13 protein-coding genes are annotated in these 13,417 nt (G+C 28.4%); 10 read left to right on the top strand and 3 right to left on the bottom strand.

Features of this window, described 5'->3' with window-relative positions:
- Positions 1-278 precede the first annotated feature (278 nt).
- The 5 genes from dapA to BR69_RS0102340 all read left to right on the top strand — a co-directional run bounded on the left by dapA (position 279) and on the right by BR69_RS0102340 (position 6,032).
- The gene (gene dapA / locus BR69_RS0102360; RefSeq protein ID WP_027631748.1) at positions 279-1,142 is read left to right on the top strand and encodes a 4-hydroxy-tetrahydrodipicolinate synthase; all 864 of its coding nucleotides are present in this window, start codon (positions 279-281) and stop codon (positions 1,140-1,142) included.
- Between the two features lie 353 nt (positions 1,143-1,495).
- Entirely contained in the window at positions 1,496-2,203 is a 708-nt protein-coding gene (locus BR69_RS0102355) for a response regulator transcription factor (RefSeq protein ID WP_027631747.1), read from the top strand.
- Positions 2,196-3,212, top strand: a complete 1,017-nt coding sequence (locus tag BR69_RS0102350; RefSeq protein WP_027631746.1) for a sensor histidine kinase — start codon at positions 2,196-2,198, stop codon at positions 3,210-3,212. Before BR69_RS0102355 ends, BR69_RS0102350 begins: the two co-directional genes overlap by 8 nt.
- Before the next feature lie 116 nt (positions 3,213-3,328).
- Positions 3,329-4,093: an ABC transporter ATP-binding protein gene (locus tag BR69_RS0102345; RefSeq protein WP_027631745.1), complete on the top strand. Its 765-nt coding sequence runs from the start codon at positions 3,329-3,331 to the stop codon at positions 4,091-4,093.
- Positions 4,083-6,032, top strand: coding sequence for an FtsX-like permease family protein (locus BR69_RS0102340; RefSeq protein WP_027631744.1), 1,950 nt, complete (start codon positions 4,083-4,085; stop codon positions 6,030-6,032). The genes BR69_RS0102345 and BR69_RS0102340 overlap by 11 nt, the downstream gene beginning before the upstream one ends.
- Before the next feature lie 331 nt (positions 6,033-6,363).
- Here BR69_RS0102340 and BR69_RS0102335 read toward each other — a convergent pair whose 3' ends face one another.
- Both BR69_RS0102335 and BR69_RS0102330 read right to left on the bottom strand, forming a co-directional pair.
- On the bottom strand, positions 6,364-6,807 hold the full coding sequence (locus BR69_RS0102335) for a DMT family transporter (protein ID WP_027631743.1): 444 nt from the start codon (positions 6,805-6,807) through the stop codon (positions 6,364-6,366).
- A 9-nt stretch (positions 6,808-6,816) separates the two neighbouring features.
- Positions 6,817-7,239, bottom strand: coding sequence for a DMT family transporter (locus tag BR69_RS0102330; RefSeq protein WP_027631742.1), 423 nt, complete (start codon positions 7,237-7,239; stop codon positions 6,817-6,819).
- Between the two features lie 114 nt (positions 7,240-7,353).
- Between BR69_RS0102330 and BR69_RS0102325 the strand changes: the two genes are divergently transcribed.
- Positions 7,354-8,052: a cyclic nucleotide-binding domain-containing protein gene (locus BR69_RS0102325; RefSeq protein ID WP_027631741.1), complete on the top strand. Its 699-nt coding sequence runs from the start codon at positions 7,354-7,356 to the stop codon at positions 8,050-8,052.
- Between the two features lie 110 nt (positions 8,053-8,162).
- Here the strand turns inward: BR69_RS0102325 and BR69_RS0102320 are convergent, their stop codons facing one another.
- Positions 8,163-8,705, bottom strand: a complete 543-nt coding sequence (locus BR69_RS0102320) for a 50S ribosomal protein L25 (protein WP_027631740.1) — start codon at positions 8,703-8,705, stop codon at positions 8,163-8,165.
- Positions 8,706-9,136: 431 nt separating this feature from the next.
- Between BR69_RS0102320 and BR69_RS20995 the strand changes: the two genes are divergently transcribed.
- From BR69_RS20995 to BR69_RS0102300, 4 genes are all read left to right on the top strand, one after another.
- On the top strand, positions 9,137-11,110 hold the full coding sequence (locus BR69_RS20995) for an SH3 domain-containing protein (protein WP_150112241.1): 1,974 nt from the start codon (positions 9,137-9,139) through the stop codon (positions 11,108-11,110).
- Between the two features lie 153 nt (positions 11,111-11,263).
- Positions 11,264-11,692 (top strand): Rrf2 family transcriptional regulator, encoded by a 429-nt coding sequence (locus tag BR69_RS0102310; RefSeq protein WP_027631739.1) that lies wholly within the window; start codon positions 11,264-11,266, stop codon positions 11,690-11,692.
- Between the two features lie 270 nt (positions 11,693-11,962).
- Entirely contained in the window at positions 11,963-12,568 is a 606-nt protein-coding gene (locus BR69_RS0102305) for a DsbA family oxidoreductase (protein WP_027631738.1), read from the top strand.
- Between the two features lie 159 nt (positions 12,569-12,727).
- A complete protein-coding gene (locus BR69_RS0102300; protein WP_027631737.1) occupies positions 12,728-13,363 on the top strand; it encodes an NAD(P)-dependent oxidoreductase in 636 nt (211 codons plus the stop codon).
- Positions 13,364-13,417 lie beyond the last annotated feature (54 nt).

The raw sequence follows: 13,417 nt of genomic DNA, 5'->3' as shown, positions 1-13,417 counted from the left end.
TATATTGGGTTTATAGCATTTTAATATTAAATATTACTTTATTTATTAAAGGTGTTTTCACTGGTACTGCTCTAGGTATACATAAATTAAATTTAAAAATTTATAAACCTTATAGGGTGTTGATATTAAGTTCTAACTTATTCATTAAAAATATCTTTGATTTATCTTTCTTTTGATAGACGTATAAATTAAGTTTAAAACTTTATAGATTTCTGCATTGAAAACTTTAATTTATAACTTAGTATAACCTAATGTTAAGAATATTAAGGGGGATTAATATGAGACTTCAAGGAATATATGTGCCTCTTATAACACCTTTTAAAGAGGACAATGTTGATTTTATATCTTATAAAAAACTTATTAATAATTATTTAGATAGTGGGATTAATGGGTTTATACCTCTAGGGACTACTGGGGAAAGCCCTACTATTTCAGACTATGAATTTGAAGACGTTATAGAGAAAACTATAGAATACACAAAGGGTAAGCTACCGATTTATATTGGGGTAGGGGGAAATAATACAAAGAAGGTTATAGAGCAAATTAAAATTGTAGAGAAGTATAAGGTAGATGGTATTTTATCAGTGACTCCTTATTATAGTAGACCAGATCAGAGAGGGATATATGAGCACTTTTTAAAAATTTCTGAATCCACACCATTAGATATTATTCTTTATAATATTCCTTATAGGGCAGGAAGAAATATTGAGAATAATACAATATATAAGTTATCAGAACTAAAAAATATCATAGGACTTAAGGATTCTTGTGGAGATATAAAGCAAACCACTGATTTATTATTAAACCATCCAAAGGATTTTTCTATATTAACAGGAGAGGATGCTCTTTTTTATACTACATTAACCTTAGGAGGTCATGGAGGAATATTAGCCTCCTCTCATTTAAAAACAAAAACCTTTGTAGAGGTATTCAATCATATAAAAGATAATAATCATAAATTAGCACTAGAAAAGTGGAAAGAGTTATATAGGTTTATCCCTCTATTATTTCAGGAACCTAATCCAGCTCCTATAAAATATTGTCTAAAGAGGTTAAGTCTTATTGAAAGTGATGAGGTAAGATTACCCTTAATGGATATTACGGAGGATTTAAAAAATAAATTGGAGAGAGTTATATTTTAAGTTAATGAAAGAAGCAGTTATGGGGCTGTGGCATTAAGAAATCTAACTACAATATGGTGTATTAGAATTTTAAATTTAATATACCATATTGTAGTTTTGTTCTTTATGCCACATCACCTTGTTTAAGTCTATAGATTGGACAAATTATAAGGTTTATCTAGGGCTTTATTTGTATATAAAAAGATAAATAGTATTTTTATTATATAAATAGAAGGATTAGAATATATGATATTTTGGATTATAGATTATTTGTAAAAGATAAGGTTTAAATATTTATCAAATGAATTATTTGGAAGTAATAGAAAATAAATGGTATATTTAAGAGGATTATACTTGGGGGTAGGAGGGAAAGCATGTATAAAGTAATGATTATTGAAGATGATATAAAATTAAGTTCCTTCATAAAGGAGAACATAGAAAAATATGATTACTTAGTTTATGAAGCTACAAATTTTAATAACATTGAAGAGGAGTTTCATAATATTAAGCCAGATTTACTTCTTTTAGATATTAATTTACCCTACTATGATGGATTTTATTTTTGCAAAGCTATTAGAAGAAATTCTAATATACCCATAATAATAATTTCAGCCAGAAGTAATGAAATGGACCAAGTCATGGCAATTGAACTTGGAGCAGATGATTATGTGGTGAAGCCTTTTAAATTAGAGATACTTATATCTAAGGTTAAGGCAGCTCTTAGAAGAGCCTATGGAGAGTATTCCACCAAAGAAAATAAGAATTTTAATATAGGTGATATCTGTATAGATGAGGATAATTTTAAGGTTTTATACAAAGATAATCATATAGAACTAAGTAAAAATGAGCTTAAGTTAATGAAAAAGCTTATAGAAAATAGGAATAAAATTGTTTCAAGGGAAGAGCTTTTTCAAGAACTTTGGGATGACTATAATTTTGTAGATGATAATACTTTAACTGTAAATATTACAAGGCTTAGAAATAAGTTTCTAGAATTAGGGGTTGAAAATATAATAAAAACTAAAAGAGGGGTTGGCTATGTTCTTGATTATAGTAGATTAGAGGGAAAGAATAATGATTAAGAATATTATAAAAGACTTCATAAAGGACAGGCTTTTATATATAACTTTTTATATGCTAAATACTTTTATTATAATAGGATTTTTTTATTTAATAGGATTTTCTAAAGGTGAAATAGCTTATCCTATGGTAATATCTATATTTCTCCTTATTATATTTATAACTGTGGAAGGAATTAAATATTATATATTTAATAGTAGTTTACAAGAGGCTTTATTAAAGAAAAGCAAAACATTAAAACCTGTTACTAATGAGGAAATAAATGTGGATAAGCTTATAAGGAAGTTAAAAAGTGATGAGCTTAAAATAAGAAATAATATCATAGGAAACCATGAGGAAAAGAATCATATTATTTCTAACTGGATACATAAGTTAAAAACACCTATATCTATAATAGACTTAATTTTACAGCAGTATAAGGAAGGGAATATAGAGCTATCTAAAGCTATTGAGGATATAGAAAATGAAAATTATAGATTACATTGCAGTACAGAACAGTTATTAAATCTTATAAAACTTGATAGTTTTGAGAAAGACTACAATATAGGTATTGTGGACATACTTTCATCCTTAAGAGAAATTATAAATAGAAATAAAAATCAATTTATATATAATAATGTTTTTCCTGTTATCCAATGTACTACAGAAGAGACTTTTGTTATATCTGATATGAAATGGAACGAACTTATCCTTCAACAAATAATTTCTAATGCCATTAAGTATTCAGTGAAAGGGAAAGAGAGTAAGAAGATATATTTTAATATAAACATACAAGAAGAAACTACGGTTTTATCAATAAGAGATGAAGGCATTGGTATTGAAGAGTATGATTTAAGAAGGATATTTCAGCCTTTCTTTACAGGAGAGAATGGAAGAAGAGTTAGAAATTCTACAGGAATTGGACTTTATATAGTAAAAGAGATTGCAAATAAGCTAGGACATAAAATAGAAATTAAATCAAAGCCTTTTAAAGGAACAGAAGTAATTATTACATACCTTTCAAAACTGTAAGGTTATTTTAAGATAAAAGAATGGTTCATTGAAATTATATATCTTAGAATATAGATGTAAATAAAATACAATTATAAAAATTATTAATACCTAAGGGTTTAGAAAGGATAGGGGTTATGGCTGTTTTAGAAGGGGAGAATATTATTAAGATATATGAAGATATAAGAGGAGGATGTGAAACCAAAGCGCTTAACAGGATAAGCTTTAAGATTGATGAGGGAGAGTTCGTAGGAATAATGGGACCTTCAGGAAGTGGAAAGACAACTTTACTTAATATATTAAGTGGAGTTGATAAAATAACATCTGGAAAAGTGAAGATATGGGGAAAAGACATTAATAATATGAACAAAAGTACCTTAGCTATTTTTAGGAGACAAAATTTAGGTTTTATATTTCAAGAGTTTAATTTATTAGATACTCTTACCATGAAAGAAAACATTATGCTTCCAATGCTTCTAGATAAAAAGGCCAAGGCTTATATGGATAAAAAGGTAAAGGATATTATGGAGGCTTTTAATATTTATGATATAAAAGATAAATATCCTTATAATGTATCTGGAGGTCAACAGCAAAGGGTCGCTATAAGTAGGGCCATTGTTAATGATCCTAAAATAGTGTTTGCAGATGAACCAACAGGTAACTTAGATTCTAAGTCAGCAAAGGATATAATGATGTGTTTTGAAAAGATGAATAAAGAAATGAATAATACCATTTTAGTTGTAACCCATGATGTTTTTGCTGCAAGCTATTGTAATAGAATTATATTTATAAAGGATGGAAGGCTTCATTCTGAAATAGTTAAAAAGTCAGGAAGAAAAGAGTTTTTAGAGGATATAATGAATTCCCTTGCTGTTTTGGGAGGTGATAGATGTGACTTTTAATCATATTGCCATAAAAAATTTTAAGGGAAATATAAAAACTTATATATCTTATTTTCTTTGTAACACCTTTTCTATAACTGTATTTTTTCTATATTCAACCATATTATTTAATCAGGACTTTTATAATTCTACGGAAATTGAAAAAGGTGTTATGAACATAGCTGTTATACCTACAGTAGCTGTTGCAGTATTTTCAATATTTTTTATCATTTATTCTCACTCTACTTTTATAAAAAGAAGAAGAATGGAATTTGGATTATTTATGAACTTAGGAATGGGGCCTCTAGATATAGCTAAACTGGTGGTAGTAGAAAATACCATAGTATTCTTTTTATCTATAACCTTAGGAATTATAACTGGAACCATATTTTCTAGGATATTCTTTCTTTTTATAGTCAACTTACTAGAGGTGACTACAGTTAGTTTTAATCTTACTATGAAGAGCTATATTGTTACTATATTAGTATTTTCATTCATGTTTATTATATCTATTTTAATAAGCATAATTGAAGTTAATAGATTTCAAATTTCTCAGCTCTTAAGGTTACATAGGGTTTCAGAAGAAAATTTAAAGAATAAAGTATGGTTTGGAGCTTTGGGAGGTAGTGTTGTAGTTTTATCTATGATAGTTCTTTATATAAAGTTTGGAGAAAGTGATAGTAAGAATGGTGAACTACTTTTATTTTGTACTCTATTCTTATTTATAGGCTTATATATTGCCTTACATGGATTTGGAGGACTTGTACTTAATATAGTGAAAAAAAGCAAAGAATTATATGGAAGTTTGTTAGTTGTAAGTAATTTAAATCATAAATTTAAGCAAGTAAAGAACATAATATTTATTGTTACAGTACTTGTTATAGTTACCATATGGTATAGTGGCATGTTATTAAGTATGCAATTGACCTTAGAAAAAACAGCAGAAGAGATGAAGCCCTATGATATTACTTTTTTAGAGACATTAGATAACAAAGATATAAACTACATTAATGATATATTATATAGTGAAAATAATCCAGTAACTAAGTATGAAAACCTAGAATTTATGTACTTTAATGTAGAAAATGAGAGGTACGATAGTAATATTATAGGGAGCGACAAATATAGAGAAGTTAGGGTTATATCTAATAAGGAATTTAATAAATTAAACTATAAAACATATAATTTAGATAAAAAAACTTATGTTAGTGTTGTTCAGAAGGTGATAGCAGATAAAGAATTTAAAGAGTCATATGAAAAAAGGCCTTTAATTATAGAGAGAAGTCAATACTCTAGAGAAGAAATTGTTTTTGACATAGTAATTAACACCCTTAGCTACTTAGATGATGATATTATTATATTAAATAATGAAGATTATAATAATATAAAAAATAGTAAATATTATATTGGCAATGAGAGAATGCACGTAGTGAATTTTAAGCACTGGAAGGAAACAAGGAATGTAGTAAATAGGTTAAATGAAATGAAATATAAGATAAATAATAAGGAAGATCATAATCTAAAAGGAAGTTCTAACTATATCTCTTCAAAAATTCAGGTTTATGATTATAATAAACAATCTGGGAGCCTTATTTTATATCTAATAACCTTCATAGGGATTTTATTTTTTATATCTATTTGTGTAGTGTTATTTTTAAAATTATTCTCAGATATTAATAATGATAAGGATAGATATAAAAAGCTATATAAAATAGGAATAACAGAAGAGGAAATAAAAAAATATATTTCTAAAGAAATAAAATTTATATTTTTTATTCCTGTAATAATTGGAATACTTATATCCTTTACTTATACCAGAGTTTTTTATAAAGGTTCAGAGTTATATTTATATGGATTAAAAGGAAACTTAATTATAGGTGGAATTTATATAGGGTTCCAGAGTATTTATTATATTATATGTAAAGGAGTTTATACAAAGGAAGTACTGAGAAGTATATAGTTATTTATAAATTTATTGAGGGATATAATGCTTTAAATATATAAGATATTTATGAATATATGTGATTTATAAATATTATGAGAGATAAAAGGTTTTGCATAGAATTATTTATAGTAATAAGGTAAAAATACTATTAATGGACATTAATGGTGAGTTAAAAAACAGGTATCTATTGAGTCTAAACTAATTCAATAGATAGTTATGAGGCTGTGGCATTAAGAAATCTAACTACAATATATTGTCTTAGAATTTAAAAATCTAATACAATATATTGTAGTTTTTGTTGTTTATGCCACAGCCCCATGGTAATTATATTTATTAGCTTTATATATTAGGCTTCCTCTACATTGCTATCTACTTTTAGGTTGTAAACAAGGCCTAACACAACTAAAGAACCACCTAGGATTTTGCCTAAAGATAAGGATCCTAATGTATAATAATCAATAATAATACCAGAAAAAAGCTGACCAATAAATATGATTAAGGTTAGATAAAAGGCAGATATTTTGTGGTTTATAAAGCTAGACATACCCACTACCATAACTCCAACTATTCCCCCAAGATATGCAAGGGAAGGAATTGAGGAAAGAGTAGAGGAGGATAAAAATAGTTGCTCTTTACTAATTAATAAGAAAAGAAAAGATACTGTGAGTCCTGTAATATAGTTAAAAAATGTACCTTGAAATAAGCCAATTCTATTTGCCAGGTTAGCATTTATTATTCTTGCAATTACAATAGAGGCTCCAGCTAGTACAGCAAGTAATACGTTTACCATAAAAACCTCCTAATAAAAGGTCATTATTAATATACCTATGGATATTAATATAAGACCAAGAATTTTTTTCTTTTTAAATTTAATGGTTTTCATTTCAAGTAAGCCATAATGGTCTATTACTATGGAGGCAAAAGATTGTCCAAGAAGACCTAAGGCAATGGTTAAAGATATTCCAATAGTTTTAAAGGTCATATTATTAGATACTACAGTAAATACCCCTATAGTTCCAGCACTATAAAGATATAATGGAGCTTGTTTTTTTATTGATAGTTTACTTCTTGTAATAATTAAAAGTAGGATAATTCCAACAAGACCAACTCCATGGATAATAACACTTCCTAAATAGTTTCCAGTATATTTAGATAAGGTTCCATTAAAGGCCATCATTATAGATATAAGAACCCCTATAATTCCAGAATATAACTTATACATAGTACACCTCCTAAAATATCTATTTAAATTTATCACATAACTTAGAGGTTGTATTATGACATATGTCATAGTATGATAAATTAATAAATGGAGTGGGAAAAAGGGGAATTTATTATGGAGAAAGTTAAGGATAAGAAGAGGCTGGAAGAATATATTTTAAAATATAATATAAATAAAATCTTTACAAAGGATATGGAGCCTTACATGGAGCTCTTTTTCTTCAAAAAGAATGAATACATATGTAAAACAGATGAAACCATAGAATACCTTTATTTATTTGTGGAAGGTAAAGCAAAGGTATATAATTCTTTAAGCAATGGTAAGTCTATGCTCTTAAGCTTTTATAAGCCTTTTATGGCTATAGGAGATATAGAAGTTATTAAATATGAAAAGGCTCATTCTAATATTCAGACCATAGAGGATAGTTATTGTATTGCCATATCCTTTAAACATATAAGAAAGTATTTATTAAAGGATTGTGAGTTTTTTAAATTTATATGTGATTCCTTAGGGTATAAGCTGAATAAACTAAGCAAGGATAGCTCTATAAATATTCTATATCCCCTTGAGAATAGAATAGCTAGCTATATATTAGCTATTGTTTCTTATAGAAAAATTGAAGAGGAAACAATAATGACTTTTGAGAGTAATCTTACGGAAATGTCAGAGTTATTAGGTTCAAGCTATAGACATCTTTTAAGAACCTTAAATAATCTTTGTTTTAAAGAAATTATAAAAAAGAGAAAGGGATTTTATCAGGTTATTAATATGGAAGTTCTTCAGGAACTAGCAGGAGACCTATATGAGTTTTAAAATAAAAAAGAACTGCCTTAATTTTTAACTTAAGGTAGTTCTTTTTGTTAAAGAATAATAAGTACATTCTTCTTAAAATAGTTTTTATTTCAAGAAGAATATATGAGAATCTATCCGTTAACTACAGCCAGAAGAGTCTCACCTTCAGTTAGAAGTCTAACTCCTTCTGGTAGTTTAATATCTTTAACAAATATTTTGTCATCATAATTGTTTTTCGAAACATCTATTTCTATATATTCAGGTATTTTTTCAACCTGTCCTTGCATTTCTATTTCATTTAAGAATGATTCTAAAACCAATCTTTTAAGTTCTAAGTTTTCAAGACCTATAAAGTTTACAGGGATTTTCATCTTTATAACTTCATTTTCTTTAACATATTGGAAGTCTACGTGGATAACCTTACCTGTTATAATATCCTTTTGTACTTCTTTAACAACGCAATATTTATGAGCGTCATTAAGATCTAATTTTAAGATAGAACCCTTTGAGTTATATCTTAATAACTTATTTAGTACAGAGTTATTAACTTTAATGGGAATAGACTTGTCTAAAAACTCTCCGTATATTATTCCAGGAGTTTCTCCATTTCTTCTTATAGATTTAGAATTTTCATTTATTTCTCTTTCATTTATTTTAACTGCTAATTGTGACATAATAACTACCTCTTTCCTAAAGTTTATATTTAGAAATCTCGAAAAAATAAATATAGACTATTTATTTTCTCTAAGATGCTTTATTAAAAGCCCCTATAGCAATAAAATATGGTTATATTTATACATTAGGAGCTAAAAACCTACTAAGTAATAGATAGGAACTTTCCCCCATATGCATCATCTCCTTTTAACCTTTTACACCATTGTATATCAAATGTTGGAGTATACAAACCATTTATTCAAATATTAACCAATTATTCAACTATTGTTTAATGTGCGTTTACATTGTTTAAGAATATTAACAAAAGTTTAAATTGTGGACAAGTATTTCATAAAACCTATTAACTATTGAAGGTTTATAATGTATAATTTCTTTATGGGGGAATTTGTATAAAAAAATAGAAAAGAATGGAAAAAGAGGGAGGATTAAAATGAATAAAACTAAACTACTACCTATTATAATAGCTAGTTCTATAACTGTTTCTAGTATTGTAATAATAGGGGATACTGCCTATGGTGCTGAGGGTGTGGCATCAAAATCTTATGCAAGTGTAACATATAATAAAAGCAATAATATAATGGGTAATTCAGAAGCTACAAAGGCTCAAATGAAAAAGTATTTTAATGCTTTAAATAAGACAGACTATCAGCTTCAAGTATCACCAGAAGACTTTATAGATATAGCTTATGAAGAGGCAGAACAAGAGGGTGTAAGGGGAGATATTCTTGTTGCTCAGGCTTTTCATGAAACAGGATACTTCACATATGGATATGGAAAAGGAATAGTTAAGGCTGATTATAATAATTTTGGAGGTATTGGAGCAGTTAATGGTGGGACAACTGCTGCTATTTTTAAAGATGTTAGGGAAGGATTAAGAGCTCAAGTACAGCACTTAAAAGCATATGCCTCTACAGAACCTTTAAAAAATGCCAAGGTGGATCCAAGATTCCATCTTGTGGCTAGAGGAAGTGCAAAAACTTTAGAACAGCTTGGTGGTAAATGGGCTTATCCAGGATTTGATAGAAATAAATATCCATCCTTTGAAGAAGCACTTAAGGCTGGGGATACCTATGGCCAAATGATATATTCAATTATAAAGAGAAGTTTGGGGACAAGCAATAATAATGGTGGTAATACAAGTAATCCAGAAGGCAACGATAATGGAGTAAAGCCAGAAAAACCAGTAACTCCAGAAGAAAATAAAGGTCCAAAGGGAAAGGTAATTAATGTAACAAGTAACCTAAGAATAAGACAAGGTGCAGGAACAAATACCTCCGTTGTAGGATATTTAATGAATGGAGAGACCTTTGAAATAAAGGGTAAAAGTGGAGACTGGTATCATATAAATGCAAATGGAAAAGTTGGTTATATTCATAAAGATTATGTAGAAGAAAGTAAGGAAAATAAACCAAGTAAACCAGATGAGAAACCAATAACGCCAGAAGAAAATAAAGGCTTAAAGGGCAAGGTAATTAATGTAACTAGTAACTTAAGGATAAGACAAGGTGCAGGAACAAATACCTCTGTTGTAGGATACTTAATTAATGGTGAAACTTTTGAGATAAAAGGTAGGAGTGGGGATTGGTACCATATAAATGCAAATGGTAAAGTTGGTTATATTCATAAAGACTATGTAGAAGAGAGTAAGGAGAATAAACCAAATAAACCAGAGGAAAAACCAGTAACTCCAGAAGAAAATAAAGGCTTAAAGGGCAAGGTAATTAATGTAACTAGCAACCTAAGAATAAGACAAGGTGCAGGAACAAATACTTCTGTTGTAGGATATTTAATCAATGGAGAAACCTTTGAAATAAAGGGTAAAAGTGGAGACTGGTATCATATAAATGCAAAGGGTAAAGTTGGATATATTCATAAAGATTATGTAAAAGAAATTAAAGAATCTAAGGAAATAGAAACTAAGCCAGAAGTAAAACCAGAGGAACCAAAAACTCCAGATGCCAATACTTTACCTAAAGGAAAAGTAATAAATATAACAAGCAATTTAAGAATAAGACAAGGTGCAGGATTAAATACCTCTGTTGTAGGATATTTAAATAATGGACAAACCTTTAATATAAAAGGTAAAAATGGAGATTGGTATCATATAGAAGTAAGTGGTAAGGTTGGATATATACATAAAGACTATGTACAAGAAATTAAAGAGTCTAATCCAAGTAAACCAGAAGATAATAATAAAGAAAAAACATTAATGGGTAAAGTTGTGAATGTAACTAGTAATCTAAGACTTAGAAAAAATCCAAGCACTGATTCTAGTAGTACAGTTGTAGCTTACTTAATGCCACAAGATACCTTTGAAATCATAAGGGTAACAGGAGATTGGTATAATGTAAAGTATAAAGGAAACCTAGGATATATTCACAAGGACTATGTAAAAGTTATTTAGAAATTATATTTTATAGGTTTAATTAAGGGTAGGATTATCAAAAGGTAATCCTACCCTTTTTGTGAGTAAAACTAGTAAGATAAAAAAAATTTATAAATTCTATTGACATATTTATTAGTTGTAACTATAATGATTACAACAGGAGTGATAAAAATGAAGATAAGCAGTAGATTTTCTGTAGCAGTTCATATTTTATCTATAATATCCATGGAAGATACTAATTTATGTACTTCAGAGTGGATTGCTGGTAGTGTAAACACAAATCCCGTAGTAATTCGTAGGGTTATTGGAATGCTTAAAAAGTCACATTTGGTTGACGTACCTAAAGGGACAGGTGGAGCATATCTTTTAAAATCCATAAAAGATATTACTTTGCTAGAGGTTTATAGAGCAGTAGATGTGGTTGAAGAGGGGGAACTTTTTCAAATCCATGAAAATCCTAATCCTAAGTGTCCAATAGGAGCCAATATCCAAGGAGTTCTTGAGATTATTTTGTTTAAGGCTGAGAAGGCTATGGAAGATGTGTTAAAAAATGTGACTATGGAAGATATAGTTATGGGACTTAAAAGAAAAATTGAGTAATGCCTATTCAATTTTTTTAATAAAGTTGTAACAATTATGGTTACAACATCCTATAAATCTCTATAGGAGTAGTAAATATTTTTTTATACCAGTTGTAACTGAAGGAGTTACATTAATCTATGAACACATTAGAGAAAGTTAAGGGAATCAAATCTAATATTTTTTTACCTTGATTGTAACTTGTATGGTTACAACTGTTCTAAATCACTGTAATAAGAAAATTTAATAGTAATATTTATGGATATAAATATTACATTAGGAGGAGTTAATATGTCATTAAATATAAAAGTATACACAGATTTTGTTTGTCCATTTTGTTATTTAGGAAAAAAGGTTTTGCATGATGCAACTAAGGAAAAGGATGTAACCATAGAGTATATGCCTTTTGAATTAAGACCTATTCCATCACCAAAACTTGATCCTTGGGAGGATAGTATGAAGGTTCAGTCTTGGGAGAAATTTATTAAGCCTATGGCAAATAAGCTTCAGTTAAACATGAACTTACCTCACATTTCTCCTCACCCATATACTAACTTAGCTTTTATAGGATATCACTATGCTAAGGAGAACAATAAAGGAAATGAATATGTGGATAATGTATTTAAAACTTTCTTTGGGGAAGAAAAGGACATTGAAAACACAGAGGTTTTAGTAGAAGTTGCAAAATCAATAGGACTTAATGAAGAAGGGTTTAGGTCAGCCTTAAAGGATGATAAATATAAAAATCTTCAAAATATGGCATTGAAGCATTCTTATGAAGAGGCTGAAATAAGTTCTGTGCCTACCTTTGTAATTGGAGATGAAATTATTTATGGTGTTACTAGTGTAGAGGACATGGAAGCTATAGTGGATAAGGAGTTAGCTAAGAGTGAATAACATATAATCCATTAGAGATTTTTAGTAAATAAAGAAAACTATATAAATTAATAAGAGTAATGATAATTAATTTTAGTGACAAAACAGTATTACTTAAAGTCACATTGATGATGTAGAAATAAATTAAAATATAATAATTTAAAAGAGAGGATGATATATATGAAAATAGCATTAATAGGTGGAAGTGGGAATGTTGGAAGTAATATTTTAGATGAGGCTTTAGAAAGAGGACACGAAGTGGTAGCTCTAGCTCGTGATTTATCTAGAATAACTAAAACTCATAATAATTTAAAAGTGGTTCAAGGAGATGTGTTAAATGAGGAAAGCTTAGCAAAAGCTATTGAAGGTAGTGATGTAGTTATAAGTGCATTTGGACCAAAGGTAGGAGAAGAGGAAACTCTTTTAAAGGCTACTAGTAGCTTAATAAATGCAGTTAAGAAGAAAAGAATCCCTCGTATTATATCTATGGGGGGAGCTGGTAGCTTAAAACTTCCAAGTGGAGAAAGAGTTTTAGACAGTGAAGGATTTCAGGAGGCATGGAAGCCAATAGCTATAGCTCATAGTAAGGCTTTAGACCTTTATAAAGCTGAAAAGGAGATTAAGTGGACAAACTTAAGTCCAGCAGCTCTAATAGAACCAGGAGAGAAGACTTATAAATACCGTGTAGATGAAGAAAATTTAATATTAGATGATAATGGAGCAAGTAGAATATCTTATAAAGATTATGCCTTAGCTATTATTGATGAACTAGAAAATCCTAAGTTTATAAATAAAAGATTTACTGTTGCATACTAAAATTTTATAAAGGAAAAATAATAATTACTAAACTTAAGATATAGGAGGTGAAGC

The sequence above is a fragment of the Clostridium hydrogeniformans DSM 21757 genome (assembly GCF_000686705.1).
Classification (GTDB): Bacteria; Bacillota; Clostridia; order Clostridiales; family Clostridiaceae; genus Clostridium_Z; species Clostridium_Z hydrogeniformans.
The sequence above is the reverse complement of the archived record's forward strand: the minus strand, read 5'-3'. Positions and strand labels throughout refer to the sequence as shown.

Bases quoted from the DNA above. Each gene is read 5' to 3' on its own strand.
- dapA (WP_027631748.1), top strand. From the start codon at position 279: ATGAGACTTCAAGGAATATATGTGCCTCTTATAACACCTTTTAAAGAG.
- BR69_RS0102355 (WP_027631747.1), top strand. From the start codon at position 1,496: ATGTATAAAGTAATGATTATTGAAGATGATATAAAATTAAGTTCCTTC.
- BR69_RS0102350 (WP_027631746.1), top strand. From the start codon at position 2,196: ATGATTAAGAATATTATAAAAGACTTCATAAAGGACAGGCTTTTATAT.
- BR69_RS0102345 (WP_027631745.1), top strand. From the start codon at position 3,329: ATGGCTGTTTTAGAAGGGGAGAATATTATTAAGATATATGAAGATATA.
- BR69_RS0102335 (WP_027631743.1), bottom strand. From the start codon at position 6,807: ATGGTAAACGTATTACTTGCTGTACTAGCTGGAGCCTCTATTGTAATT.
- BR69_RS0102330 (WP_027631742.1), bottom strand. From the start codon at position 7,239: ATGTATAAGTTATATTCTGGAATTATAGGGGTTCTTATATCTATAATG.
- BR69_RS0102325 (WP_027631741.1), top strand. From the start codon at position 7,354: ATGGAGAAAGTTAAGGATAAGAAGAGGCTGGAAGAATATATTTTAAAA.
- BR69_RS0102320 (WP_027631740.1), bottom strand. From the start codon at position 8,705: ATGTCACAATTAGCAGTTAAAATAAATGAAAGAGAAATAAATGAAAAT.
- BR69_RS20995 (WP_150112241.1), top strand. From the start codon at position 9,137: ATGAATAAAACTAAACTACTACCTATTATAATAGCTAGTTCTATAACT.
- BR69_RS0102310 (WP_027631739.1), top strand. From the start codon at position 11,264: ATGAAGATAAGCAGTAGATTTTCTGTAGCAGTTCATATTTTATCTATA.
- BR69_RS0102305 (WP_027631738.1), top strand. From the start codon at position 11,963: ATGTCATTAAATATAAAAGTATACACAGATTTTGTTTGTCCATTTTGT.
- BR69_RS0102300 (WP_027631737.1), top strand. From the start codon at position 12,728: ATGAAAATAGCATTAATAGGTGGAAGTGGGAATGTTGGAAGTAATATT.